This is a genomic window from Jatrophihabitans sp., assembly GCF_036000465.1.
Lineage (GTDB): Bacteria > Actinomycetota > Actinomycetes > Mycobacteriales > Jatrophihabitantaceae > Jatrophihabitans.
The window spans coordinates 1-26,268 of sequence record NZ_DASYFV010000023.1 but is presented as its reverse complement, the minus strand read 5'-3'; the positions used below and the strand labels follow the sequence as shown (position 1 = coordinate 26,268).

At 71.2% G+C, this 26,268-nt stretch carries 22 protein-coding genes; 14 read left to right on the top strand and 8 right to left on the bottom strand.

Features of this window, described 5'->3' with window-relative positions; translation table 11 throughout:
- Positions 1–40: 40 nt before the first annotated feature.
- A complete protein-coding gene (gene ypfJ, locus VGN18_RS08670) occupies positions 41–976 on the bottom strand; it encodes a KPN_02809 family neutral zinc metallopeptidase (RefSeq protein WP_327539275.1) in 936 nt (311 codons plus the stop codon).
- 194 nt (positions 977–1,170) lie between these two features.
- Here ypfJ and VGN18_RS08665 point away from each other — a divergent pair, with 194 nt between their 5' ends.
- The 4 genes from VGN18_RS08665 to VGN18_RS08650 all read left to right on the top strand — a co-directional run bounded on the left by VGN18_RS08665 (position 1,171) and on the right by VGN18_RS08650 (position 6,112).
- Positions 1,171–2,790, top strand: coding sequence for an ABC-F family ATP-binding cassette domain-containing protein (locus VGN18_RS08665; protein WP_327539274.1), 1,620 nt, complete (start codon positions 1,171–1,173; stop codon positions 2,788–2,790).
- A 273-nt stretch (positions 2,791–3,063) separates the two neighbouring features.
- The gene (locus VGN18_RS08660) at positions 3,064–3,300 is read left to right on the top strand and encodes a helix-turn-helix domain-containing protein (protein WP_327539273.1); all 237 of its coding nucleotides are present in this window, start codon (positions 3,064–3,066) and stop codon (positions 3,298–3,300) included.
- A 120-nt stretch (positions 3,301–3,420) separates the two neighbouring features.
- Complete coding sequence (locus VGN18_RS08655; protein WP_327539272.1) at positions 3,421–4,176, top strand: enoyl-CoA hydratase/isomerase family protein; 756 nt, start codon at positions 3,421–3,423, stop codon at positions 4,174–4,176.
- 76 nt (positions 4,177–4,252) lie between these two features.
- Entirely contained in the window at positions 4,253–6,112 is a 1,860-nt protein-coding gene (locus VGN18_RS08650; protein WP_414655030.1) for an ABC transporter ATP-binding protein, read from the top strand.
- Positions 6,113–6,142: 30 nt separating this feature from the next.
- Here VGN18_RS08650 and VGN18_RS08645 read toward each other — a convergent pair whose 3' ends face one another.
- The 5 genes from VGN18_RS08645 to acnA form a co-directional block, all read right to left on the bottom strand.
- A complete protein-coding gene (locus VGN18_RS08645; RefSeq protein WP_327539270.1) occupies positions 6,143–7,342 on the bottom strand; it encodes an ROK family transcriptional regulator in 1,200 nt (399 codons plus the stop codon).
- Between the two features lie 37 nt (positions 7,343–7,379).
- Complete coding sequence (locus VGN18_RS08640; protein ID WP_327539269.1) at positions 7,380–8,801, bottom strand: sugar ABC transporter permease; 1,422 nt, start codon at positions 8,799–8,801, stop codon at positions 7,380–7,382.
- Between the two features lies 1 nt (position 8,802).
- Positions 8,803–9,579 carry an ATP-binding cassette domain-containing protein gene (locus VGN18_RS08635; RefSeq protein ID WP_327539268.1) on the bottom strand — a complete coding sequence of 259 codons (777 nt, stop codon included), beginning with the start codon at positions 9,577–9,579 and terminating at the stop codon, positions 8,803–8,805.
- 93 nt (positions 9,580–9,672) lie between these two features.
- Positions 9,673–10,827 carry a sugar ABC transporter substrate-binding protein gene (locus VGN18_RS08630; RefSeq protein ID WP_327539267.1) on the bottom strand — a complete coding sequence of 385 codons (1,155 nt, stop codon included), beginning with the start codon at positions 10,825–10,827 and terminating at the stop codon, positions 9,673–9,675.
- A 248-nt stretch (positions 10,828–11,075) separates the two neighbouring features.
- Complete coding sequence (gene acnA / locus VGN18_RS08625; RefSeq protein ID WP_327539266.1) at positions 11,076–13,835, bottom strand: aconitate hydratase AcnA; 2,760 nt, start codon at positions 13,833–13,835, stop codon at positions 11,076–11,078.
- Between the two features lie 147 nt (positions 13,836–13,982).
- Between acnA and VGN18_RS08620 the strand changes: the two genes are divergently transcribed.
- From VGN18_RS08620 to VGN18_RS08605, 4 genes are all read left to right on the top strand, one after another.
- Positions 13,983–14,996 carry a phosphatase PAP2 family protein gene (locus VGN18_RS08620; RefSeq protein WP_327539265.1) on the top strand — a complete coding sequence of 338 codons (1,014 nt, stop codon included), beginning with the start codon at positions 13,983–13,985 and terminating at the stop codon, positions 14,994–14,996.
- A 182-nt stretch (positions 14,997–15,178) separates the two neighbouring features.
- Positions 15,179–16,534 (top strand): NlpC/P60 family protein, encoded by a 1,356-nt coding sequence (locus VGN18_RS08615; protein ID WP_327539264.1) that lies wholly within the window; start codon positions 15,179–15,181, stop codon positions 16,532–16,534.
- 98 nt (positions 16,535–16,632) lie between these two features.
- On the top strand, positions 16,633–17,619 hold the full coding sequence (gene moaA / locus VGN18_RS08610; protein ID WP_349259858.1) for a GTP 3',8-cyclase MoaA: 987 nt from the start codon (positions 16,633–16,635) through the stop codon (positions 17,617–17,619).
- A gap of 131 nt (positions 17,620–17,750) precedes the next feature.
- Positions 17,751–19,208, top strand: coding sequence for a hypothetical protein (locus VGN18_RS08605; protein WP_327539262.1), 1,458 nt, complete (start codon positions 17,751–17,753; stop codon positions 19,206–19,208).
- On the opposite strand, the gene VGN18_RS08600 is transcribed toward VGN18_RS08605, so the two are convergent.
- On the bottom strand, positions 19,209–19,472 hold the full coding sequence (locus VGN18_RS08600) for a hypothetical protein (RefSeq protein ID WP_327539261.1): 264 nt from the start codon (positions 19,470–19,472) through the stop codon (positions 19,209–19,211).
- Between the two features lie 141 nt (positions 19,473–19,613).
- On the opposite strand from VGN18_RS08600, the gene VGN18_RS08595 reads away from it, so the two are divergent.
- The 3 genes from VGN18_RS08595 to VGN18_RS08585 are packed head-to-tail and all read left to right on the top strand — an operon-like array spanning position 19,614 to position 22,632.
- Complete coding sequence (locus VGN18_RS08595; protein ID WP_349259860.1) at positions 19,614–20,660, top strand: MoxR family ATPase; 1,047 nt, start codon at positions 19,614–19,616, stop codon at positions 20,658–20,660.
- Positions 20,657–21,676, top strand: coding sequence for a DUF58 domain-containing protein (locus VGN18_RS08590; protein ID WP_327539259.1), 1,020 nt, complete (start codon positions 20,657–20,659; stop codon positions 21,674–21,676). Before VGN18_RS08595 ends, VGN18_RS08590 begins: the two co-directional genes overlap by 4 nt.
- Positions 21,676–22,632, top strand: a complete 957-nt coding sequence (locus tag VGN18_RS08585; RefSeq protein WP_327539258.1) for a VWA domain-containing protein — start codon at positions 21,676–21,678, stop codon at positions 22,630–22,632. The genes VGN18_RS08590 and VGN18_RS08585 overlap by 1 nt, the downstream gene beginning before the upstream one ends.
- Before the next feature lie 15 nt (positions 22,633–22,647).
- Here the strand turns inward: VGN18_RS08585 and VGN18_RS08580 are convergent, their stop codons facing one another.
- Positions 22,648–23,601, bottom strand: coding sequence for an NADPH:quinone oxidoreductase family protein (locus tag VGN18_RS08580; protein ID WP_327539257.1), 954 nt, complete (start codon positions 23,599–23,601; stop codon positions 22,648–22,650).
- Between the two features lie 115 nt (positions 23,602–23,716).
- Between VGN18_RS08580 and fabG the strand changes: the two genes are divergently transcribed.
- The 3 genes from fabG to VGN18_RS08565 form a co-directional block, all read left to right on the top strand.
- Positions 23,717–24,433, top strand: coding sequence for a 3-oxoacyl-ACP reductase FabG (gene fabG / locus VGN18_RS08575; RefSeq protein ID WP_327539256.1), 717 nt, complete (start codon positions 23,717–23,719; stop codon positions 24,431–24,433).
- 32 nt (positions 24,434–24,465) lie between these two features.
- Positions 24,466–25,233 (top strand): enoyl-ACP reductase FabI, encoded by a 768-nt coding sequence (gene fabI, locus VGN18_RS08570; RefSeq protein ID WP_327539255.1) that lies wholly within the window; start codon positions 24,466–24,468, stop codon positions 25,231–25,233.
- Between the two features lie 46 nt (positions 25,234–25,279).
- On the top strand, positions 25,280–26,268 hold a 989-nt coding region (locus tag VGN18_RS08565), incomplete at its 3' end, for a ferrochelatase (RefSeq protein ID WP_327539254.1).

Here is a 26,268-nt window from a genome sequence, read left to right as displayed (position 1 = left end):
ACAACGGCGAACCAATTTGGCAGCGCGTGGCCCCCACGACTCAGCCCAGGTTCTTCGTCCCGAAGGTGTCGCACTGCCCGGGCGCACCGGTGCGGTAGCCGGTCGTGAACCACTTCTCCCGCTGGGCGGCCGAGCCGTGGGTGAACTTCGAGGTGTCGACGGTGCCGCCGCCCAGGTTCTTCTGGATGTAGTCGTCGCCGATGCGCTTCGCCGCGTCGAGGGCACGGGAGATGTCGTCGGCGGTGATGCTCTTCACCAGGGTCTGGCCGCTGGCGTCCCGCTCGGTGGCGTGCTTGGCCCACACCCCGGCGTAGCAGTCGGCCTGCAGCTCGAGCCGCACCGAGTCCGACGTCGGGCCCGAGCGGGTGCGTACCTTGGCCTCGGTGCCGAGCAGGTCCTGCACGTGGTGGCCGTACTCGTGCGCGAGCACGTAGGCGTCGACGAAGAGGCCCCCCTCGGCGCCGAACTGGGTCTTGAGGTCGTTGTAGAACGTCAGGTCGATGTACACGAGCTTGTCGGCCGGGCAGTAGAACGGCCCGGCCCCGCTGTCGGCCGCGCCACACCCGGTGGACACCTGCCCGCTGAACCAGACCGTCTTCACCGGCGTGTACTGCCGGCCGCCGAACTTCGGCAGCTCGGCGGCCCAGTAGTCCTGGATCGAGTTGATGTCGGCGACCACGGCGCACTCGAGGTGGGTGTTCGCGTCCTGGCCGGTCTTGCACTCCTGCTGGATCTGCGCGTTGTCGGCGACCGCCGGCTGCCCGTCCTGGCCGAGCTGGCCGAGCACGTTCGTCACCGACGGGTTCGACCCGCCGACGAAGGACATCAGCAGGTAGATGACGACCCCGACGATGCCGATGCCGCCACCGCCGAACGCCACCCCGCGGCCACCGAGCATGCCGCCCAGGCCACCGCCCCCGCCGCGGGTGTCCGACACCTCGCTGGTGTCGAGGCTCGCGTTGTCGTTGTACTCCACGGAAAGGACCCCTTCGTCGCACTCTGGCCGAGATCCTGCCCGACGACGCGCCGCACCACACCGAGCGTCCCCAACCGTCCGAAACGGGTGTCGGCGGCAGGTACCGTGGGGGTGTGTACCCGCTCCGGCAATGACGGCCGACGAGATCCCTGACCGGTTCCCGTCCGTCCTCCCATGCCTTTGGAGCACCTCCAGTGATCACCGCTGTCGATCTCGAGCTGCGCGCGGGCGCGCGCATCCTGCTCGAACCCGCCACCCTGCGCGTCCAGCCCGGCGACCGCATCGGCCTCGTCGGCCGCAACGGCGCGGGCAAGACCACCAGCCTGCGCGTCTTCGCCGGCGAGACCCTGCCGCACGGCGGCCGCATCGACCGCACCGGGCCGGTGGGCTACCTGCCGCAGGATCCGCGCGACGGCGACATCACCGTCCTGGCCCGCGACCGGGTGCTCTCCGCCCGCGGCCTGGACGTCCTGGTCACCGACATCGCCAAGGTGCAGGTGCAGCTCGCCGAGACCCCGCACGACGAGGCCTTGCTGCGCCGCTACGGCAATCTCGAGGAGCGGTTCACCGCCCTCGGCGGGTACGCCGCCGAGAGCGAGTCCGCCCGCATCTGCGCGAACCTCGGCCTGCCCGACCGGGTGCTGGCCCAACCGCTGTCGACGCTGTCGGGTGGTCAGCGCCGCCGGGTCGAGCTGGCCCGCATCCTGTTCGCCGACTCCGGCGCCGAGCCGACGACCCTGCTGCTCGACGAGCCGACCAACCACCTCGACGCCGACTCGATCGTCTGGCTGCGCGATTTCCTCAAGCAGCACACCGGCGGGCTCGTGCTGATCAGCCACGACGTCAGCCTGCTCGACGCCGTCGTCAACAAGGTCTGGTACCTCGACGCCAACCGCTCGACGGTCGACGTCTACAACGTCGGCTGGAAGACCTACCTCAAGCAGCGCGAGGCCGACGAGCGGCGCCGCCACCGCGAGCGGGCCAACGCCGAGCGCAAGATCGAGTCGCTCAAGTCGCAGGCCGACAAGATGCGGGCGAAGGCGACGAAGGCCCGGGCAGCGCACCAGATGGACCGCCGCGCCGCCGCGTTGGCCGCCGGCCTCGCCGAGGTGCGGGTGGGGGACAAGGTCGCCCGCCTGCGCTTCCCGGCGCCGGCCCCGTGCGGGAAGACCCCGCTCACCGCCGAGGGGCTGTCGAAGTCCTACGGCTCGCTCGAGGTGTTCACCGACGTCGACCTCGCGGTCGACCGCGGCGCCCGGGTGGTGATCCTCGGCCTCAACGGCGCCGGGAAGACCACGCTGCTCCGCCTGCTGTCCGGGATCGAGGACGCCGACACCGGCGAGGTCGTCCCCGGCCACGGGCTGCGGATGGGCTACTACGCCCAGGAGCACGAGACCCTCGACCACGACCGGACGATCCTCGAGAACATGCGCACCTCGGCGTCGTCGGTGGGTCGCTCGGACCTCAACGACACCGAGCTGCGCAAGATCCTCGGCGCCTTCCTGTTCACCGGCGACGACGTCGACAAGCCGGCCGGGGTGCTCTCCGGCGGCGAGAAGACCCGGCTCGCGCTGGCGATGCTGGTGACCAGTTCGGCCAACGTCCTGCTGCTCGACGAGCCGACCAACAACCTCGACCCGGTGAGCCGCGATCAGGTGCTCGACGCCCTGCGCACGTTCGCCGGCGCGATCGTGCTCGTGACGCACGACGAGGGCGCGGTCGAGGCCCTGGCGCCCGACAAGGTGATCCTCCTGCCCGACGGCATCGAGGACCAGTGGAGCGCCGATCTGGCCGACCTGATCACCCTCGCCTGATCGTCCCCCTGGCTGCGCTGATCAGTGATCAAGCCGACAAACGATCACGCAATGCGCAGTTCGATCAACTGGCGCGCATTGGCCGGGTGACGTTGTCCGAGAGCGTTCTCGGATTAGTGCGAACGGCCTAACTCTGCGGTCAATGGCGTGGAATCTCCGTGTCGATCTTGCTTGGCCTCCCGGCGCCTGCTATCAAAACGATCGGGAGTCGCGGCGACCATGAGCACTGGTCGCTGCCCAGGACGGCTTCCTCATTGATGAAGGGACATCACCATGGCAGTGCTGAAGAAGGGCGCTCGGATCACCGGCGCCGAGCGCACCAAGCTCGCGACCGATCTGAAGAAGGCCTACGACAAGGGCAAGAGCATCCGCGAACTCGCGGACACGCACGGCCGCTCGTACGGGTTCGTGCACCGGGTCCTCTCGGAGTCCGGTGTGACCCTGCGGGGCCGCGGTGGCGCCACTCGCACGAAGAGCGCCGCGGGCAAGGGCAAGGCCAAGGCGAAGTAGCCTCGGCGCGCGCCCGGTACGACCGCCGGCTCAGGGATCTGGGAACCCAGTAAGCTGACCGGCATCGATACCTCCACTCTCGACGTCGACCCGGAAGCTGGCTTCCGGGTCGACGTTCGTGTGTCCGAGGGTTCCGCGGGCAGCTCGATCGCCACGATCACGCTCGACCGGCCCGACCGGCTCAACTGCCAGTCGCCGACGATGTGGAACGAGCTCGTCCGCGTCCGCGGCGCGCTGCCCGGAACCGTCCGCATCGTCGTCATCCGGGCCGAGGGGCGCGCCTTTTCGGCCGGGCTCGACAAGAGCCTGTTCTCCGGCGAGTCGCCCGACGGCATCCGCGCCCTGCCGCGACTCCCGCACGACGAGGCCACCGGCCGCATCGCGGGCTGGCAGCGCGCCTTCGACTGGAGCTCGCGTCCCGACGTCGTGAGCATCGCGACCGTCCAGGGGCACGCCATCGGCGGCGGATTCCAGCTGGCCCTCGGCTGCGACATCCGCATCCTGGCCGACGACGCCCAGTTCTGCATGGCCGAACCCAAGCTCGGCATCGTGCCCGACCTCGGCGGCACCAAGCGGCTCGTCGACCTCGTCGGGGTCTCGCGGGCGAGCGAGATCTGCCTGACCGCCCGTCGCGTCGACGCCGCCGAGGCGCTCCGCATCGGCCTGGCGTCGCACGTGGTCGCCCGCGACGACCTCGACGCCGCCGTCGAGCGGACCGTGGCCGCGCTCGCGGCGGTCGACCGCGACGCCGCGGCGGAGACCAAGGCGTTGCTGCACGGCGCCGTCGGGCGGACCCAGGACGAGCAGCAGGCCGCCGAGCGCGACGCCCAGTACCGCCGCCTGCGCGCCCTGGCCGGGCTGGACGCCGAGGACTGAACGCCAGGAACGCACGCCGGCGCCACCGCGTTGCCGGTGCGGAGGTCTGCTGATGTCGTTGGATCATGCGAGCGCCATGCGGGCGATGAGCTCGATGCGCAAACGCGGCCCGTCGATCGAGAAGAAGCTGCCGAGGGGAACCTGGCGGCGCGTGCTGCGCTTCGCCGCGCCCTACCGGCGTGAGCTGCTCGTCTTCCTGGTCATGGTGGTCGCCGACGCCCTGATCGGGGTCGTCACCCCGGTGCTCGCCGGCCGGGTCGTCAACGACATCACCGGGCATGCGGCGGCCGGGGCGGTCGTCACGATCGCCCTGGTCATTTCCGGGCTCGCCGTCGTCGACGCCGGCCTGTCCTTCACCCAACGCTGGTTCTCGGCCCGCATCGGCGAGGGCCTCATCTACGACATGCGCACGGCGGTCTTCGACCACGTCCAGCGCATGCCGTTGGCGTTCTTCACCCGCACGCAGACCGGCGCGCTGGTCAGCCGCCTCAACAACGACGTGCTGGGCGCCCAGCAGGCGTTCACCTCGACGCTGTCGGGGCTGGTGTCGAACGTGGTCAGCCTCGTGCTCACCGCCGGTGTCATGTTCACGCTCTCGTGGCCGATCACGCTGATCTCGATCGTCATGCTCCCGGTGTTCGTCATCCCGGCCCGGCGGATCGGCGCCCGGCTGCAGGAGATCACCCGCGAGTCGTACAACCTGAACGCGTCGATGAACACCACCATGACCGAGCGGTTCAACGTGGCGGGCGCGCTGCTGGTGAAGCTGTTCGGCCGGCCCGAGCGCGAGGACGCCTCGTTCCGGGCCCGGGCCGCGCGGGTGCGCGACATCGGCGTCACGTCCGCGATGTACGGGCGGGCGTTCTTCGTGGCGCTGCAGCTCGTCGCGTCGCTGGCCCAGGCCCTGGTCTACGGCCTCGGCGGCTATCTGGCCATCAAGGGCGAGCTCTCGGCCGGCACGGTCGTCACCCTCGCGCTGCTGCTGAGCCGGCTCTACGGCCCGCTGACCGCGCTGTCGAACGCGCGGGTCGACGTCATGAGCGCGCTGGTCAGCTTCGACCGGGTCTTCGAGGTGCTCGACCTCGCCCCGATGATCGCCGATGCCGACGACGCGGTCGAGCTGCCGGCCGACGCCCGCACCATCGAGTTCGCCGACGTCCACTTCGCCTACCCGACGGCGGCCGAGGTGTCGCTCGCCTCGCTGGAGGACGTCGCGGTGCTCGACAGCACGCCGTCGGTGGAGGTGCTGCACGGCGTCTCGTTCCGGGCCGAGCCGGGGGAGATGGTGGCGCTCGTCGGTCCTTCGGGGGCGGGCAAGACCACCATCAGCCAGCTGCTGCCGCGCGTCTATGACGTGAAGCGCGGCCGGGTGCTCGTGGGCGGCCACGACGTGCGCACGGTCACCCAGCAGTCGCTGCACGACCGGATCGGCGTGGTGAGCCAGGAGGCGCACATGTTCCACGACACGATCCGGGAGAACCTGGTCTACGCCGCCCCGGTTGCGACCGAGGACCAGATCTGGGCCGCGCTCGAGGCGGCGCAGATCGCCGCGCTGGTGCGCTCGCTGCCCGACGGGTTCGACACCGTCGTCGGCGACCGCGGCTACCGCCTGTCGGGCGGGGAGAAGGCGCGCCTCGCGATCGCCCGGCTGCTGCTCAAGGCGCCCGAGATCGTCATCCTGGACGAGGCGACGGCCCACCTGGACAGCGAGAGCGAGGCCGCGGTGCAGGAGGCGCTGGCCCGGGCCCTGGTCGGGCGCACGTCGCTGGTCATCGCCCACCGGCTGTCGACGATCCTGAGCGCCGACACGATCGTCGTGCTCGACGGCGGCCACGTCGTGGAGACGGGCCGGCACGCCGACCTGCTGGCCCGCGACGGCCTGTACGCCGAGCTCTACCGCACCCAGTTCGAGCGGCAGGCCGCCGGCGTCGAGTGATCGGCCGGCCCACGATCGCGGCGGGCCGGGTCAGGCCGACATCGAGGCTGCGACGAGCGGGTCGGCCAGCAGGGCGGCGAACCCGATCTCGGCCGCGCCGAGGAGGGCCGAATCCGGCCCGAACGCGGGAAGGTCGAGTTGCAGGCTGCGGGCCGGCGCCTCGAGCACATGCGTCTCGAGCGCACGCTCGATCTCGGGCCGGGCGAGCTCGAGCACGTGGGAGAACGAACCACCGAGCAGCACCCGCTCCGGGTTGAGCATGTTGACCAGGCCGGCCACCGCTCGGCCGAGTGCCCCGGCCACGGTGCGGACGGCCAGCAGCGCCACGGCGTCGCCCGAGCGGGCCGCGGCGAAGACGTCGCTGACGGCGTCGTCGGTCGGGGGCAGCGGCCGATGGGCGAGCGTGAGCAGGGCACCCTCGCCGATGTAGGTCTCGGTGCAGCCGGCCTTGCCGCAGTGGCAGGGTGGGCCGCCGGCCTCGATGACCGTGTGCCCGATCTCGCCCGCGTGCCCGTCGTGGCCGCGCAGCGGCACGCCCCCGCTGATGATCCCGGCGCCCACACCGACGCGGCCCATGAGGTAGATGACGTCCTCGCTGCCCCGCCCGCTGCCGCGCCGGTGCTCGGCCAGCACCGCGAGGTCGGCGTCGTTGCCGACCTCGACCGGCGCGCCGCGGTGCATCGCCTCGGTGAGCAGGTCGCCGAAGGCGGCGTCGTGCCAGCCGAGGTTGGGCGCGACGCCGACGAGCCCGCTGTGCCGGTCGACGGTGCCGGGCACGCTCACGCCGACGCCGATGACGCCGGCGGCGCTCGGCACCGCCTCGGCCACGCGCCCCACCTCGGCCGCGATGAGGGCCGCCATCGACGCCGGCGACGGGGAGACCGGACCGGTCTGCACCGTGCGGCGGTGCAGCACGGTGCCACCGATGCCGATCGCCGCCACGGTGATGTGGGTGACGTCGATGTCGATCGCCACCACGAACGGTCCGCGCGCGCTCGGGCCGACGACGTGCGAGGGCCGCCCGACGCGGTCGCCGCCCGAGGGCACCGACTCCGACACGAGGCCGAGGTCGGTGAGCTCGGCGACGAGCGCGCCGATGGTCGAGCGGCTCATCCCGAGGCGGTGGGTCAGCTCGGCGCGGGTCAGTTCACCCGCGGCGTGGACCTCGGCGAGCACCAGCGACAGGTTGTGACGGCGCATCGCATCGGGCCGAGCTGCCCTCGACGTCATCGGAGATATCCCGTCTCACCGTTCGGATCGGGTCGGACTACCGCTTCGCCGAACGGCGCCGGGACAACGCATCGACCGCCGCGGCGAGCAGCAGCACGCCACCGGTGATGATGTTGTTGTACTGCGCCGGCAGGCTCGGGCGCAGGCCGATGCCGTTGGGGATGATCACGATGACCAGCGCGCCGATGATCGCGTCCCGGGCCTTGCCGCGACCGCCGAACAGCGACGTGCCGCCGATGACCGCCGCCGCGACCGAGAACAGCAGCACGTTGCCGGCCCCGAGGTCGAGCTGCACGCCACCGGTGTAGGAGGCCAGGAAGATGCCGCCGAGCGCGCCGAACGAGGAGCACAGCGTGAAGGCGGTGACCTTGATGCGGACGACGTTGATGCCGGCGCGACGGGCGGCCTCGGCGTTGCCGCCGGTGGCGAACAGGTGCCGGCCCCAGGTCGTCTTGGTGAGCATGATGCTCGAGATGATCATCAGGCTCACCGGAACGACGGCGGCCCAGGGGAGTCCGGCGATCTCGGGCTTGATGTTCGGGTTGCGGTTGTCGTTGGCGAAGATCACGATCAGGACACCGACGACGCCGATGGCCACCGCGCGCCCGACCACGAGTTGCAGCGTGTCGGCCGACAGGCCCTTGGCCCGGGAGCGGGTCGACTTGACCAGGGTGAAGGCGAAGTACCCGCCCACCAGGACGATGACGTAGACCCAACTCCAGAACGGCGACATGTTGTAGTTCGCGAGACCGTTCCAGAAGGTCCTGCTGCTGATCGAGATCGGCTGCGAGTTGAGCACGAAGATCAGCAGACCCTGGAACGCCAGGAACAGCGCGAGCGTGACGATGAAGCTGGGGATGCCGACGCGGGCGACGAGCAGGCCGATGAAGAGGCCGACCGCCGCGCCGAAGGAGACGCCGAAGATCAGGGCCGGGATCACGTGCTTGTCCTGGCCGGTCAGCGTGATGAGGAGCCCGACGAGAACCACCGCCGGGCCGACGAAGGTGCGGAGCAGCAGGCCGGCGATGATCGCGCCGACCATCACGATGATGATGACCGTGTAGAGGAGCCCCGGTACGCCGTGGCGCAGCCCGTTCGAACCGATGCCCTGCGCCGCGATGCCGGCACACACGCCACCGGTCGTGCCCGCGGACAGGTCGATCTCGCCGAGCAGCAGGACGAAGACCAGGCCGAGCGCGATGAGGGCGATGTAGGAGCCCTGGCCCGGCAGGTTGCCGATGTTGTTCTTGGTCAGGAAGCGGGCGCTCACCTGACTGAAGATGATGACGAGCGCCACCAGGCCGAGCACCGACGGCAGGGCGCCCGGGTCGCCGGCCCGCAGACGTCCGGTGTAGGCGCGGAACGCCCCGGCGATGTCGCGCCGCTCGATGTCGAGGGAGAAACTGCCGCGCGCGGGCGCGTCCTCGGACTTGGTCAGGCTGGTGGAATCGCCGGCCATCTCACATCACCTCGTTCGCGGTAGCGGTGGACAGCCCGATGTCGCCGCTGCGACCGGCCGTGATCAGTTCGACGATCTGGGCCGTGCTCGAGTCCTTGGCGAACACCTCGGCCGCGATCTTGCCGAGATAGAGGGCGGCGACGCGGTCGGCGACCTCCATGACGTCGTTCATGTTGTGCGAGATGAGCACGACCCCGAGGCCCTGGTCGGCCAGACGGCGGACGAGATCGAGCACCTGGCGCGTCTGCGCCACACCCAGGGCGGCGGTGGGCTCGTCGAGGAAGACGACCCGGCTCTCACCGAGCACGGCCTTGGCGATGGCCACGGTCTGGCGCTGGCCACCGGAGAGGCTGGCGACGACCTGGCGCACCGACGACACGGTGCGCACGTTCAGGCCGGTCAGCACCTCGCGGGCCTTGCTCTCCATCTCGCCGTCGGAGAGGAAGCCGAACTTGCGGATCTCGCGACCCAGGAACATGTTCTGGGTGATGTCGAGGTTGTCGGCCAGGGCGAGGTCCTGGTAGACGAACTTGATGCCGAGGGCCGACGCCGACCGCGGGTCGTGCACGTGGACGGGCTTGCCCTCCCACAGCATCTCGCCGGAGTCGATGCCGTAGATGCCGGCGACGCATTTGACGAGCGTCGACTTGCCGGCACCGTTGTCACCGACGAGGGCGGTGACCTCGCCCGGGTAGACGGAGAAGTCGATGTCGTGCAACACGTGCACGGGACCGAAACTCTTGTTGATCTGTTTGAGTTGCAGGATCGGGTCGGCCATCGTGCTTCTCCCTCGGGACGGGTCGTTTCGTGACGATGGCCGGACGGTATCCGTCCGGCCATCGCCCCGACTACTGCTGGATCCGGTGTCGGACTACTTGACGCCGTTCTTCGTGCAGAGGCTCTCGATGCCCTTGCAGATGTCCGAGGCCTTGAGCGACCCGGCGGTCACGACGTCTTCGACGTTCTTGATCGTGATGACGGCGGGCTTGAGCAGCAGGGCCTTGATCTTGTGGCTCGGCGTCTTCGGGTCGGCGAAGTCGGCCAGGTTGCCGGCCGTGGTCGGGTCCTGCTTGTTGATCAGCGCGATGGCCAGCTTCGAGGCCGCGTCGGCCTCCTGCTTGACGTCCTTGAAGACGGTCATGCACTGGTCGCCCTTGAGGATGTTCTGCAGACCGGAGATGCCGGCGTCCTGACCGGTGACCGGGACCTTGAGGCCCTTGTTCTTCAGAACGGTGATGACCTCGTTGGCGATGTCGTCGTTCGCGGCGAGAACGCCGTCGACCTTGCCGCCGTTGGCGGTGAGCGCCTGCTGGAAGGCCGGCGCGGCCAGGTTCTTGTCCCAGCCCTTGACCGTGGTCTTCGAGACGACCTTCAGCTTGCCCGCCGCCTGCAGCGGGTCGAAGACCTCGGCCGCGCCCTTGGCGAAGAGGACCGCGTTGTTGTCGACGTCCTTGCCGCCGTCCATCTCGATGATCTGCGGGTTGGTCTTCTTGGCCGCGGTCAGGCAGGACACGAGGGTCGACGCCTGCAGCTTGCCGACCTCCTCGTTGTCGAACGAGACGTAGTACGGCGCGGTGCCGCCCAGGTTCACGCGGTCGTAGTCGATGACCTGGATGCCGGCCGCGGCGGCCTTGGCCTCGATGGCGGCACCACTGGTGGCGTCGATCGAGTCGATCAGGATGACCTTGACGCCCTCACCGATCATCGAGTCGGCGATGGAGCCCTGCTTGGCGGTGCTGCCGCCGGAGTTCTGGATGTCGCTCTGGATGCCCGCGGCGTCGAACGCCTTCTTCAGCAGCGGGGCGTCGTAGAGCGTGTAGCGCGTCGAGGACGTGGTGTCGGGGAGGATGACCCCGACCTTGCCCTTCGCCGCCGGAGCGCTGCTGCTGCTGGAGCCGCCGGCCGGAGCCGAGGAGCTGCCCGCAGTGCTCGAGGTGGTGGTCTTGCTTCCGCTCGATGAACAGGCGCTCACCAGCAGCGAGGACGCCGCGGCGAGAGTGATCAGACCGAGTGCGCTCTTGCGCATGCGTGTTCCGCCCTTCCCAGGTCAAAAGGGGGACTCCGTCAGCCCCCGCTGAGCAACGTTGGTAAATGTTGCGTCCGCGAACATATATGCCTGTGCCCGGGTTCACCAGCAAACGAAACCAACTCGTGACCTTCGGCCCGACCAGCGGAAACACAGGTTCGCCGCCGTCACGCGAAACGCCGCGCCCCGCGATGCGGGACGCGGCGTTTCGGCCGAGCAGTACTGCAAGCGCTGTCAGCGCGGCGCCGTCAGAGAAGCGAGCGCAGGACGTACTGCATGATCCCGCCGTGGCGGTAGTAGTCGGCCTCGCCGGGGGTGTCGATGCGCAGCCGCGCCTCGAACTCGGTGTCGCCCGCCTTGACCGTCACGGAACGCGGCGTCGTGCCGTCGTTGAGCGCGGTGACCCCGGTGATCGAGAACGTCTCCTCACCGGTGAGCCCGAGCGACTCGGCGCTCTCACCATCGGGGTACTGCAGCGGCAACACGCCCATGCCGATGAGGTTCGAGCGGTGGATGCGCTCGTAGGACTCCGCGATCACCGCGCGCACGCCGAGCAGGGCGGTGCCCTTCGCCGCCCAGTCGCGCGACGAGCCCGAGCCGTACTCCTTGCCGGCCAGGATGACGAGCGGGGTGCCCGCCTTCGCGTAGTTCACCGAGGCGTCGTAGATCGTGGTGTCGGCGCCGCCGTCGGTGAAGTCGCGGGTGAAGCCGCCCTCGGTGCCGGGCGCGAGCTGGTTGCGCAGCCGGATGTTGGCGAACGTCCCGCGGATCATCACCTCGTGGTTGCCGCGCCGCGACCCGTAGGAGTTGAAGTCACGGCGGTCGACGCCGTGCTCGGCGAGGTACTTGCCGGCGGGGGAGTCGGCCTTGATCGCCCCGGCCGGGCTGATGTGGTCGGTGGTCACCGAGTCACCCAGCTTGGCCAGTACCCGCGCGCCCTCGATGTCGGTGACGTCGCTCGGCTCGACCGCCATGCCGTCGAAGTACGGGGGCTTGCGCACGTAGGTCGACTCGGCGTCCCACTCGAAGGTCGCACCCTCGGGCGTCGGCAGCCCCTGCCAGCGCTCGTCGCCGGCGAAGACGTCGGCGTAGTCCTTCGCGTACATCTCGCTGGCGATGGCCTGGTCGATGACGTCCTCGACCTCCTGCGGCGAGGGCCAGATGTCCTTGAGGAACACCGGGTTGCCGTCCTGGTCGGTGCCCAGCGGGTCGTTGAACAGGTCCACGTCCATCGTGCCGGCGAGGGCGTAGGCGACGACGAGCGGCGGGGACGCGAGATAGTTCATCTTCACGTCGGGATTGATGCGCCCCTCGAAGTTGCGGTTGCCCGACAGCACCGCGGTCGCGGCGAGGTCGCCCTCGTTCACCGCGGCCGACACCTCGTCGATGATCGGGCCGGAGTTGCCGATGCAGGTCGTGCAGCCGTAGCCGACCAGGTTGAAGCCGAGCTTCTCGAGGTAGGGCGTCAGGCCCGAGCGGTCGTAGTAGTCGGTGACGACCTTCGAGCCGGGCGCCAGCGAGGTCTTCACCCATGGCTTGCGGGTGAGGCCCTTCTCGACGGCCTTCTTGGCCAGCAGGGCCGCGCCGATCATCACCGAGGGGTTCGAGGTGTTGGTGCACGAGGTGATCGCCGCGATCACGACCGCGCCGTGGTCGAGCACCGCCTTCGTGCCGTCGATCGTCACCTCGACCGGGTTGGACGTGCGGCCCTCGGCGCCGTGCGCGCAGGAGGCGACCGGGGCGGCGTCCTCGCTCGGGGCGGCCGGGTCGGAGGCCGGGAACGATTCGTCGTTGGCCTCGTCGACGCTGTCCTGGACGGAATCGACGTAGCTACCGAGCGCCTCGCGGAACATCGGCTTGGCCGACTTCAGCGGGACGCGGTCCTGCGGGCGCTTCGGGCCGGCCAGGGAGGGCTCGATCGTCGACAGGTCGAGCTCGAGCGTCTCGGAGAAGTCGGGCTCGACCGAGGAGTCGTGCCAGAGGCCGTTCTCCTTCGCGTAGGCCTCGACCAGCGCGATCTGGTCGTCCTTGCGGCCGGTGAAGCGCAGGTAGCGCAACGTCTCGTCGTCGATCGGGAAGATCGCGCAGGTGGAGCCGTACTCGGGGCTCATGTTGCCGATCGTGGCGCGGTTCGCCAACGGCACCGCGCCGACGCCCGGCCCGTAGAACTCGACGAACTTGCCGACGACGCCGTGCTTGCGCAGCATCTCGGTGATCGTGAGGACGAGGTCGGTCGCGGTCGAGCCGTCGGGCAGCTCGCCGTTCAGCTTGAACCCGACGACGCGCGGGATCAGCATGCTGACCGGCTGGCCGAGCATGGCCGCCTCGGCCTCGATGCCGCCGACGCCCCAACCGAGCACGCCGAGGCCGTTGACCATCGTGGTGTGCGAGTCGGTGCCGACCAGCGTGTCGGGGTAGGCGAGGCCGTTGCGGTTGAAGATGACGCGGGCCAGGTACTCGATGTTGACCTGGTGCACGATGCCCGTGCCCGGCGGCACGACCTTGAACTCGTCGAACGCGGTCTGGCCCCAGCGAAGGAACTGGTAGCGCTCCCGGTTGCGCTCGTACTCGAGCTCGACGTTGCGCTGGAAGGCGTCCGGCGTGCCGAAGAGGTCGGCGATGACCGAGTGATCGATGACCAGTTCGGCCGGCGCGAGCGGGTTGATCTTCGTCGCGTCGCCGCCGAGCTCGACGACCGCCTCGCGCATCGTGGCGAGGTCGACGACGGCCGGGACGCCGGTGAAGTCCTGCATGACCACGCGGGCCGGGGTGAACTGGATCTCGGTGTCGGGTTCGGCGTCGGCTTGCCAGTCGGCGAGGGCCTGCACCTGCTCGGCCGAGACGTTCTTGCCGTCCTCGGTGCGCAGCAGGTTCTCGAGCAGGATCTTGAGGCTGAACGGCAGGCGCCGGGTGCCGTCGACCGCATCGAGGCGGAAGTAGTCGAGGGTGGTGTCTGCGACGGACAACTGGGCCCGGGCTCCGAAGCTGTTCTTGCTCTCTGCCGGCACGGCGTGCTCCTGTCGAGGGGATTTCGGGTGGAGGTCTGGCGGGGTTCGAATGGAGATCTCTTGACGTCAAGATACCACCACGGGCGCGGCGACGCGCGGGCTGAGCCGAGCAGAACAGCCGCCATCATGACCGTAAACTCACCCCTTGTGGAAGCCGAGGCCGAGGGGAATCAGGAACGGCCGGGGGCCGCGCTCCGGCTGCTCCGCACCCTCGGCTGGGCCCGCGTGCGCTGGCTGCTCGGGCTCTTCTGGGCGGCGGTCGTCGTCGTCTACGCGCTCCGCAGCGGCGTGCCGACCGACCGAGGGCCGCTCGCCGCGATCGTCATCAGCGGGCTGTCCATCAGCGCGATCGGCCACGGCTGGACCGCGATGCGGCAGGTGGTCACCGACTGGTTGCCGTTCACCGCCGTCCTCCTTCTCTACGACCGCACCCGCGGGATCGCCGACCGGCTCGGGATCCCGCTGCACGAGGCCGACATCCTGCGGGCCGAGAAGTGGGTGTTCGGCGGCACCGAGCCGACGGTGTGGCTGCAGCAGCAGCTGTACAGCGTCACCGAGGTGCACTGGTACGACGCGCTGTGCACGCTGGTCTACACCTCGCACTTCCTGGCCACGCCGATCCTCGCCGCCGTGCTCTGGCTGCGCGATCGACAGGTCTGGCTCGGCTTCATCCGGCGGGTGATCGTGCTGTCGGTGGCGGGGCTGGTCACCTACGTCGTCTTCCCGGAGGCGCCGCCGTGGCTGGCCGCGCGCGACGGGCTGTCGCCGGCGGTGGCGCGGCTGTCGTCCCGCGGTTGGGACTGGTTCCACGCCCAGGGCGTCCACGACCTGCTGGCCCACGCCCAGGCCGACGGCGCCAACCCGGTCGCCGCGATGCCGTCGCTGCACACCGCGTTCGCCGTGCTCGTCGCGATCTACGTCGCGGGGCGCATCCGCTCGCGGCGCCGGGCGCTGGTCCACCTGTATCCGGTCGCGATGGGGTTCACCCTCGTGTACTGCGGCGAGCACTACGTGCTCGACCTGGTGGCCGGGGTCGTCTACGCGCTGGGGGCGCACGCCGCGGTGGGGTGGTGGGAGCGGCGCGCCGAGTTCCGCCGGCTCGCTCAAGCTCGCTCGCGATCGGCCGATCAGCACGTCAGGGAGACCGCCGGCGTGCGCTGATCCGTCCGAAATTGTTACTGATGTTGCGAGTGTTTCTCGTGGTGTCTCTGGCGCCAATGGGACGGAAATGGCACTCTGAGGTCGCCAATCCGTACGGGGACGCCAGAAAGCGAGCTTCGGTCGTGCATGTGAGCCATCAGGGTGGCCGTCGCTGCGCTGCGCTACTTGCCGTCGCGTCCACCGTGGCCGGGCTGCTCCTCGCCCTGCCCGCCGCGCCCGCCGTGGCCAACCCGACGCCCCCGCCCAACCCGACGGACGGCCAGCTCGCCGCCGCCCGGAACCAGAAGGCCTTCCTGGCCGGACGCGTCGGCGCGCTCGGCGGCCAGATCGCTCAGGCCCAGGCCGCGCTCGTCCAGCTCGAGGGGCAGCGCGAGCTGGCCGAGCAGAAGGTGGCCCTCGCCTACTCCAAGCTGCGCGACGCGCAGGCCGCCGCCGCGACGGCCAGGGCCGACGTCACCCAGGCCGGCCGTTCGGCCGACGACGCGCACACCCGTTTCGTCAAGTTCGTGCAGGCCAGCTACATGGACGGCGGGGTCAACGGCGATGCCGGCACCCTGCTCAGCGCCAACAACCCGAACAACCTGCTCGACGAGGGGACGATCCAGGAGTACCAGGCCTCGGCGAAGGCCGACGCGATCGGGGCGCTCGAGCGGGCCACCGTCGCGAAGTCGAACGCCGACGCCCAGGCCCGGGCCGCGGTCCAGAACCTCGGCCGTCGCGCCGAGGCCGCGAAGCAGGCCAAGCAGCAGGCCGACGACGAAGTCGCGGCCGAGCAGGTGCAGAAGGCGGCGCTGCAGAGTTCGCTGGCGCAGAGCCAGCAGCAGTTCGACGCCGCCCAGGCCCAGCTCTACACCCTGAACAACCAGCGCTCCGTCTACCTCGCGTTCCGCGCCGAGCAGATCCGCCTCGCCCGCATCCGGGCGGCCCGGCTGGCGGCGCAGCGCGCCGCCCAACTCCGCGCCCAGCGCGCGGCCGCGGCCGCGGCTGCTGCCGCCGCGGCGGCCCGTCGCGCCCAGCACGGCAACGGCGGTGGCGGCGGTGGCGGCGGGGGCGGCGGCGGCGGGTCGTACAGCAGCGGTCCGTCGGCACCGTCGGGCGGCGGCTGGTCGGCGGCCAAGGGCATGCGAGCCGTGCGCCGCGCCTACAGCACGCTCGGCACGCCGTACGCCTGGGCCGGCGGCGGCCAGTACGGGCCGAGCTACGGCGTCTGCGATGCCAGCAATGGCGCGCCGAACGACTGCTACGTCGACGGCTACGACTGCTCCGGTCTGACGATGTACGCCTGGGGTCGCGGCTGGGACCACTACGCGGCCACGCAGTACTACCAGGCCGGCTCGTACCATCCGGGTTCCGGCAATCTCATGCCCGGTGACCTCATCTTCTGGAGCACCGACGGCACGGTCGCCGGCATCCACCACATCGCGATCTACAAGGGTGGCGGCGAGATCATCGAAGCGCCCTACAGCGGCGGCTACGTCCAGGTGGCGTCGCTCTACGAGTACGGGTCGTACTTCGGCGCAACCCGGCCGCTCACGTAGAGCGGTGGTCGGTACATCCAGGTAGCGTGGGCCGGGTGATCTCGATCGGCGCTGCCCCGGACGAAGGCTCGGGGGTCCTGCGGGACCGGTTCGGCCGTGTGGCCACCGACCTCCGGGTCTCGCTGACCGATCTCTGCTCGTTGCGCTGCACGTACTGCATGCCGGCCGAGGGGCTCGACTGGCTGACCAAGGCCCAGCGGCTGTCCGACGACGAGTTCCTCCGTCTCGCCGCGCTGTTCGTGAAGCTCGGTGTCACCAGCGTGCGGCTCACCGGTGGGGAACCACTCGTGCACCCGACGCTGCCCGAGGTCGTCGGCCGGCTCGCGGCGCTCGACCCGCGGCCGGAGATCTCGCTGACCACGAACGGGGTCACGCTGACCCGCAGCGCCGCCCGGCTGGCCGAGGCCGGACTCGACCGCATCAACGTCTCCGTCGACACCCTCAACCCGGCGCGGTTCGCCGAGCTGACCCGGCGTGACCGGTTGTCCGAGGTGCTCGACGGCGTCGCCGCGGCCGCCGGGGCCGGTCTCAACCCGGTGAAGATCAACTCGGTGCTGGTGCGGGGGAGCAACCTCGACGAGGCGCCCGACCTGCTGGCCTGGACGCTCCGCTCGGGTTTCCGGTTGCGCTTCATCGAACACATGCCGCTGGACGCCGACCACACCTGGTCGCGCGAGGACATGGTGACGGCGGAGGAGATCCTGGCCATCGTCGAGGCGGCCGGGTACGTCGTGCAGCCGGTCGGTCAGCGCGGCTCGGCGCCGGCCGAGGAGTTCGAGATCGTCGACGGCCCCGATCGCGCGTCGTGGGCGGCGGAAACGGGGCGGCTCGGCATCATCGCCTCGATCACCCGGCCGTTCTGCCGCGACTGCGACCGCCTGCGGCTGACCGCCGACGGTCAGCTGCGCACCTGCCTGTTCGCGCAGTCCGAGACCGATCTGCGCGGGCCCCTGCGCAACGGCGCCACCGACGACGACCTCGCGGCGATCATCATCGCGGCGGTGGCGGGCAAGCAGGCCGGCCACGGCATCGGCGAGGACGGCTTCGTGCAGCCCGAGCGCTCGATGTCGGCCATCGGCGGCTGACGCTCCGCACCGGGCGGGCACCCTAGCCCGACGTCCGACAATTCCGGGGCGGCCTGTCCACAGGGCCGGATCCCGTCCACAGGCGGCGAAGGAGCGGCCCGCGGGCCCGGCGCTTCGGACACTGTGGCGCGATGATCCTCACCTCACGTCACCGTCCCCGCCACCGCGCGCTGCGCGATCCCCTCTCGCGGATGGGCCTGCTGCTCGCCCTCGGCGCCCTCGTCACCGGCCTGCTGGTCGCGCCGGGCGCGCGAACGGCGTCCGCGTCGTCGGCGCACGCGATCCGCGCCGGCCTCGGTTACCGCCTCGCCGGGGGCGACTTCGTCGGCTACTACTCGAGCGGCGGCCGCCTGATCTACTGCGTGCGCCCGACCAAGGCGGCGCCCTACGCGGTCACCCTCGCGACGGTCGGACTCGTGCCCGGCACGAATCGCACGCAGACGGCCGAGCTGGCGTACGCCCTCTCCCGCTGGGGCGACGCGCGGACCGCCTTCCAGGCGGCGGTCGAGAGCCAGGTGCTCAACACCCTGGTCGGCAACGGCCCGGCGGTGGCCCGACGGGCGGTGCACCTGCCGCGGTCGGTGACGGCGCGGGTGGCCGAGCACGTGCGAGCGGCCCGTGCCCTCCACGGGCCGTACTCGGTCGAGGTCACGGCGCCCCGCGCGCTGCTGCCTGGCCAGTCGGCGGTCGGTTCGGTGCGGGTGCGCACCGGCGCCGGGCGCTACCTGGTCGGCGCGCTCGTCGCTCTGCGGCCGTCGGCCAACGCACAGGCACCGCGGGCGGTGCGCACGGACGGCCGGGGCGTGGCGCGATTCCGGTACGCGGTCACGGGCACGGGTGAGGTGAGGCTCCGGGCCACGGCCCCGGGCCTGCCCGGGCTCACCGTCCGCACGAGCCGGCCTCGGTCGTCCGAGCAGCTGATGGTGTCGTCGGGAACGACGGCTTCGGCGTCCGGCGCGACCGGCTTCCGGCAGACCGTGAACGGGTTCAGCCACCGCTACAGCTGCACGAGCACGTGCGACGGCCGGCCCCGGACCGAGCTCGCCGCCTGCGCGGCGGCCGGCCGCTACCCGAGCCGGATCGAGTTCCGCGTGGGGCGCCGGTTGACCCTGACCCTGACCTTCGGCGCGAGCGCGGTGCGAGTGTGCCGGTCCGTGGCGAGCACGCTGCGCGACGGCGAGCGGGTCACGGCGAGCTGGCGCTTCCTGACCCCGCACGGGCTCACCGGGCCGACGGCCGCGGCCGGCTCGTTCGTCGTCGACTGCCCGCCGGTGCCGGCCGTCGCCGTGTCGGTCGTGTTCGACTGCGCGACGGCGAGCGTGACGATCGCGCTCGCGCACCGGTCGTCGTCGACTTCCGGCTGGATCCCGCTGGTCAATCGCACCCGGCACCGGATGCAGCTGATCATCGGCGGGGCGGTGACCCGGCGGGTCACGGCCGCGCCAGGACACTCGGCCGTGTTCTCCGCAACCGCGCGGTGCGACACCCCGGTCCGTTACACCGCGCAGGCGGCGGTCGAGCGGGCCGACCATGGCTACAACGAGGGCCCGGTCGCCTCGATCACCACGCCGGCGCGGGCCGCCGCGTGATCAGGCCGGGTTGGCGGGCAGGCCGCCACGGCCGAGCATGAAGCCGCGGCGGGCCAGGAAGTCGGCGAGCGAGTCGGCGTGTTCGGCGCAGGCCAGCCAGTGCTTGACCCGGGCCTCGTCGTGCAGCCGCGGATTGCGCCAGTGCAGGTCGGTCGTGGCCGGGGCGCGGCAGCCCTTGGCCGAGCAGCGGGGGACGTCGTCCCGGGCCGCGTCGGACGGCGCTTCCGAGGGCGCGTCGGAGGGCGACAGACCGGGCTCGGACACCCAGGCACCGTACAGGCCGGTCCCGTACCGTTGAGCCTTCGACCGTCTGCCCGTCCTGCACCGCCTTCGAAGGAGCCCTCCGTGACGCAGTCCGATCACGTCCACACGCCTGCGGCCGATGCGGCCGCGCTCGAACGGGTGATGTTCGAGGTCAAGCGGGTGATCGTGGGTCAGGAGCGGCTGGTCGAGCGGCTCGTCGTCAGCCTGCTGGCGCAGGGGCACTGCCTGCTCGAAGGCGTTCCCGGGGTGGCCAAGACCCTCGCGGTCGAGACGCTCGCCCGCACGGTCGACGGATCGTTCTCGCGCATGCAGTTCACGCCCGACCTCGTCCCCTCCGACATCGTGGGCACCCGGATCTACCGGGCCGGTTCGGAGTCCTTCGACACCGAACTCGGCCCGATCATGGCCAACTTCGTGCTGGCCGACGAGATCAACCGCGCGCCGGCCAAGGTGCAGTCGGCCCTGCTCGAAGTGATGGCCGAGCGTCACGTGACGATCGGCGGCACCCGCTACGACGTGCCGGCGCCGTTCCTGGTGCTCGCCACCCAGAACCCGATCGAGTCCGAGGGCGTGTACCCGTTGCCCGAGGCCCAGCGCGACCGGTTCCTGATGAAGATCGTCGTCGACTACCCGTCGGCCGCCGAGGAGCGCGAGATCATCTACCGGATGGGATCGCAGCCGCCGCAGGCCAACCCGGTGATCTCGACCGACGACCTGCAGCGCCTGCAGGCGACCGCGAGCCGGGTGTTCGTGCACCACGCGATCGTCGACTACGTCGTGCGCCTCGTCCTCGGCACCCGCAACCCGCGCCAGCTCGGTCTCGACGACGTCGCGCAGTGGATCTCCTACGGCGCGAGCCCGCGGGCCAGCCTCGGCCTGGTCGCCGCCGGCCGCGCGATGGCGCTCACCCGCGGCCGCGACTACGTGCTGCCGCAGGACGTCCTGGACATCGCCGTCGACGTGCTGGCCCACCGCATGGTGCTCAGCTACGACGCGATCGCCGACGGCGTCCCCGCGGCGCACGCCATCCGTCGCGTGCTGCAGGCCGTGCCCCTGCCCCAGGTCGCGCCCCGCCAGCGGGCGGGCCAGCCGATCGACATGGTGCCGGGCGGCCAGCCGCTCGTGTACGGGCAGGCCGCGCCGCAGCAGTCGGGTCCGGCCGCTCAGTGGGGTGAGCGCTCGGCGTGAGCAGACCGACCGCTCCCGGTTCCGGCAACCCCGGTGGCGTGACCAACTCGGGCGGCGTACCGCAGCCGAGCGATCACGGCCCCAGCCTCGACCTGCACGGTGCCGACGCGCTGCTGCGCCGCCTGGAGCTAACCGTGCGGAACAAGCTCGACGGCCTGCTCCAGGGCAATTACCTCGGCCTGGTGCCGGGGCCGGGCAGCGAGGCGGGGGAGTCGCGGCCCTACAGCTTCGGCGACGACGTGCGCCGCATGGACTGGCCGGTGACCGCGCGCACCCAGACCGCGCACATCCGCCAGACCGTGGCCGACCGCGAGCTGGAGACCTGGCTGGTCGTCGATCTCTCGCCGAGCATGGACTTCGGGACCGCGCTCACCGAGAAGCGCGAGCTCGTGCTGGCCGCGATCACGGCCATCACCCACCTGACGGTGCGCGGGGGCAACCGGGTCGGGGCGGTCGTCGGCAACGGGGCCGACACCTACGTGATCCCGGCGCTGTCCGGCCGGATGCACGCCCGCTACCTGACCCGTCGTATCGCGCAGACCCCGCGGGCGGCCGAGGGCGGTCGCCACGACCTCGCCGGTCTGCTCGAGCAGCTGCGCCGCCCGTTGCGCCGGCGCGGGCTGGTGGCCGTGGTGTCCGACTTCATGGAGGGCGGTGTGGGGCCCGGCCCGCTGCCGTGGGAGCGGTCGCTCCGCGCGCTGTCGGGCCGGCACCAGCTCCTGGGCGTCGAGGTGCTGGACCCGCGCGAGCTCGAGCTGCCGGCGGCCGGGCTGGTCACGTTCGTCGACACCGAGTCCGGACGTCAGCTCGAGGTGCAGACCTCGGACCGCCGCCTGCGAGCCGACTACGCGGCCGCGGCCGCCGGGCAACGTGACCGCATCGCCGCCTCGCTGCGGCACAGCGGCGCGGCCCACCTGCAACTGCGCACCGACCGCGACTGGATCGCCGACGTCGTTCGCTTCGTCGTGGCCCGCCGCCGCTTCGTGGTCGGCGCGGTCGGGGCGGGGGTGCGCTGATGCATTTCCTCTCCCCGGCCTACCTGGTGCTGCTCGTGTTCGTGGTCGCACTGCTGGCCGCGTACCTGGTGCTGCAGCTGCGCCGCCAGACCTTCGTGGCCCGGTTCAGCAACGTCGAGCTGCTGGGTAGCGTGGCGCCGCGCCGCCCGGGCTGGCGCCGACACCTGACCTTCGCGCTCATGCTGATCGGCCTGCTGGTGCTCTCCGTCGGCGTGGCCAAGCCGTCGGCCGCGGTCCGGGTGCCGCGCGAGAAGGCGACGGTCATGCTCGCCATCGACGTCTCCCGCTCGATGGAGGCGACCGACGTGCTGCCGACCCGCCTCGCCGCGGCGCAGTCGGCCGGCAAGGAGTTCGTGAAGCTGCTGCCGGCCCGCATCAACCTGGGCCTGCTGAGCTTCGCCCGCAACGCCAACGTGCTCGTGCCGCCGACGGTCGAGCGCGATCCCGTCACCAAGGCCATCGACGGGCTGCAGCTGGCCAACTACACGGCCATCGGCGAGGCGATCTTCAGCGCCCTCGACGCCATCTCCACCTTCTCCCGGACGACCACGGCGCAGGGCAGCACGCCGCCGCCGGCCCGCATCGTGCTGCTCAGTGACGGCACGAACACCGTCGGGCGCACCGTCGGCGAGGCGATCGCGGCGGCCAAGAAGGCCGGCGTCAAGGTCTCGACGATCGCCTTCGGCACGCAGAACGGCACGGTGGTCAGCAACGGCCAGACCGTCGGGGTGCCGGCCGACGAGAACACCCTGCACGAGATCGCGGTGCAGACCGGCGGCACCTTCAACACCGCCCACACCGAGATCGAGCTGCGCTCGGTCTACGCCAACATCGGCTCGCAGATCGGCTACACGACCACGCAGCAGGACATCAGCTGGCGGTTCCTGTTCACCGGGCTGCTCTTCCTGTTCGCTGCCGGGGGTTCGGCGATGCTCTGGGCCGGACGGCTCGTCTGAGCGTCCGGCCCCGGGTCAGGCCTGCGGGTCCAGCACCAGCTTGCCGACCGATGACCGGTCGAGCAGCGCACGGTGCGCGTCGGACGCGTGGTCGAGGTCGTAGGTCGCCCCCACCACCGGACGCAGCTCGCCACCGGCGATGAGCTGCATCAGGTCGGTGACGGCCTCGGCCAGCCGGGCCGGCTGCTGCACGATGTGCACCAGCCAGAACCCGATGACCGCGGTGCTGCGGGCCATCAGCTTGCCGGCGTCGATCGGCGACGGCGGCGTGCGGCCGGCCATCCCGAACACGGCCAGCCGGCCCAGGGGCGCGAGCGCGGCGAGGCTCTGGTCGAACACCGAGCCGCCGGTCATCTCCAGCACGACATCGACGCCGCGACCGTCGTTCGCCTCGCGCAGCGCGCCCTTCAGGTCGTCGACCCGCGAGTCGATCGCGATGTCGGCGCCGAGCTCGAGCGTCAGCGCCCGCTTCTCCTCACTCGACGCGGTGGCGATGACCCGCCCCGCGCCCCAGCGCTTCGCGAGCTGGATCGCCAGCGTGCCGACACCGCCGGCACCGGCGTGCACGACGACGGTCTCGCCCGCCTGCAGGTGCGTGCTGGTGCGCAGCAGGTGCCACGCCGTCGCCCCCTGCACGAGCGTGGTGAGGGCCTGCCCGTCGTCGACCGCGTCCGGGATCTCGAAGAGCCGGCGCGGGTCGGCGGCGATCTTCTGCGCGTACCCGCCGGCGGCGAGCAGCCCGAGCCGGCGGCGGCCGTCGGCGTCGCGGACGACGACCTCGCCGCCCGGGATCATCGGCAGCGTCTGCTGGGCGAGGTAGGAGTTCTCGGTCTGGTGCGTGTCCGCGTAGTTGATGCCCGCCGCGAGGACGTCCATGACCTGCTCGCCCTCACCCGGCTGCGGGTCGGGCAGGTCGCGCACGACGAGCGTCTCGGGTCCGCCGAACTCGGTGATCTGGATTGCCCGCACCGTGCCTCCTGAGGTTGACGAAGGCGTCCGCGCGGCGCGGGGCCCGCCGCCGACCGTACGCGCGGGTAACCGCTGGTCCGGACCGGGGCCACATCGATCCGCTAGCGTCGAAGACATGACTCACGGCGACGCACGCACAGTGCTGGTGACCGGCGGCAACCGCGGCATCGGCCTGGCCATCGCCCGCGCGTTCGCCGCCAACGGTGATCGGGTGGCCGTCACGCATCGCCGCAGCGGCGCGCCCGACGACCTGTTCGGGGTGCAGTGCGACGTCACCTCGGCCGACGAGGTCGACGCCGCGTTCGGCGTGGTCGAGGCCGAGTACGGACCGGTGCAGGTGCTCGTGTCCAACGCCGGCATGACCGACGACGGCCTGCTCATGCGGATGAGCGAGGACTCGTTCCAGAGGGTCGTCGACGCCAACCTCACCGGCGCCTATCGCGTGGCGAAGCGCGCGACCCCCGGCATGCTCAAGGCCCGCCGGGGTCGGATGATCTTCATCTCGTCCGTCATCGCCATGTACGGCGCGCCGGGACAGGCCAACTACGCGGCCAGCAAGGCCGGCCTCATCGGACTGGCCCGCTCGATCGCCCGCGAGCTTGGCAGCCGCTCCGTCACCGCCAACGTCATCGCCCCCGGCTTCATCGACACCGACATGACCGCGGAGCTGTCCGAGGCCCGGCGCGCCGAGGTGCTCGCCGGTATCCCGCTCAAGCGCTACGGCGCCGCCGACGAGATCGCCGGCGCGGCGCTCTACCTCGCGTCCGACGCCGCGTCGTACGTCACCGGCGCGGTGCTGCCGGTCGACGGCGGCGTCGCGATGGGCCTCTGACCCCGAACCCGACCCGGCAGGGAGACAACCGCATGGGACTGCTCGACGGAAAGCGACTGCTCGTCACCGGCGTCATCACCGACGCCTCGATCGCGTTCTCGATCGCCCGGCTCGCGCAGGAGGAGGGCGCGACCGTCGTCCTCACCGGCTACGGCCGCATGTCGCTCGTCGAGCGCGTGGCCAAGAAGCTGCCGACCCCGCCACCGGTCGTCGAACTCGATGTCGCCGACCCGGCCCAGCTCGACTCGCTCGCCGACCGGCTCGGCGAGCATGTCGACGGCCTCGACGGCGTCGTCCACGCGATCGGGTTCGCCCCCGCGTCGTGCCTCGGCGGCGGCTTCCTCGACGCCCCGTGGGAGGACGTGTCGACCGCGGTCCAGGTGTCGACGTACTCGCTCAAGTCGCTGGCCGTCGCCACCCTGCCGCTCTTCGGCGAGTCCGGCGGCTCGATCCTCGGCATGACCTTCGACGCCACCGTCGCCTGGCCGGCCTACGACTGGATGGGGGTGGCCAAGGCCGGGCTCGAGTCGGCGTCGCGCTACCTGGCCCGCGAGCTCGGGCCCAAGAAGATCCGGGTCAACCTGGTGTCGGCCGGGCCGCTGCGCACAATGGCGGCCAAGAGCATCCCGGGATTCCACCGGTTCGAGGATGCGTGGAGCGCGCGGGCCCCGCTCGGCTGGGACAACACCGACATCGAGCCGGTCGCGCGCAGCTCGGTCGCGCTGCTGTCGGACTGGTTCCCGTCGACGACAGGTGAGATCGTGCACGTCGACGGCGGATTCCACGCGATGGGTGTCTGACGCCTGGTTACGATCAGGGTCCACGGCCATCCGGAGGACCGACTACATGCCCTATGCGGCCGATGCCCTGCTCCTGCTGTCGTTCGGCGGCCCCGAGGGCCCCGATGACGTCATGCCGTTCCTGCGCAACGTCACTCGCGGACGAGGCATCCCGGACGAGCGCCTCGCCGAGGTGGCCGAGCACTACCAGCACTTCCACGGCGTGTCACCGATCAACGAGCAGAACCGCGACCTGATCGCGGCCCTCGAGGTCGAGTTCCGCGAGCGCGGCATCGACCTGCCGATCTACTGGGGCAACCGCAACTGGAAGCCGTACGTGGCCGACGCCGTGCGCCAGATGCGCGATGACGGCGTGCAGCGCGCGTTGGTGTTCGCCACCAGCGCGACCGCGTCGTACTCGTCGTGCCGGCAGTACCGCGAGGACCTCGCCCAGGCCCAGCGCGTGTCGGGGGAGGGCGCCCCCGAGCTGGTCAAGCTCCGGCACTTCTTCGACCACCCCGGTTTCGTCGAGGCGGCGGCCACCGGCGTGCGGGCCGCGCTCGACGAACTGCCGGCCGAGCACCGCGACACCGCCCGCCTGATCTTCACCGCGCACTCGGTGCCGGTGTCGATGAACGAGCAGTCGGGCCCGCGCCGCAACGGGCTGTACGAGGCGCAGCAGCGCGAGACGGCCCGCCTCGTCGCCGAGTCGATCCGCGGCGCCGGCGCCGAGTTCGACCTCGTCTGGCAGTCCCGCTCCGGGCCGCCGCAGATCCCGTGGCTCGAGCCCGACATCAACGATCACCTGCGCGACCTCGCCGGTCAGGGCGTCCGTGCCGTCGTGGTGGCGCCGACCGGCTTCGTGTCGGACCACATCGAGGTGCGCTGGGATCTCGACACCGAGGCCCGCGACACCGCGGCCGAGCTCGGGTTGGCCTACGCCCGCGCCCAGACGGCCGGCACGCACCCGGCGTTCGTCAGCGCCGTGCGCGAACTCGTCCAGGAACGGACGGACGACGCCGAGCCGAAGTTCCTCGGCAAGCTGGGCCTGGGCGG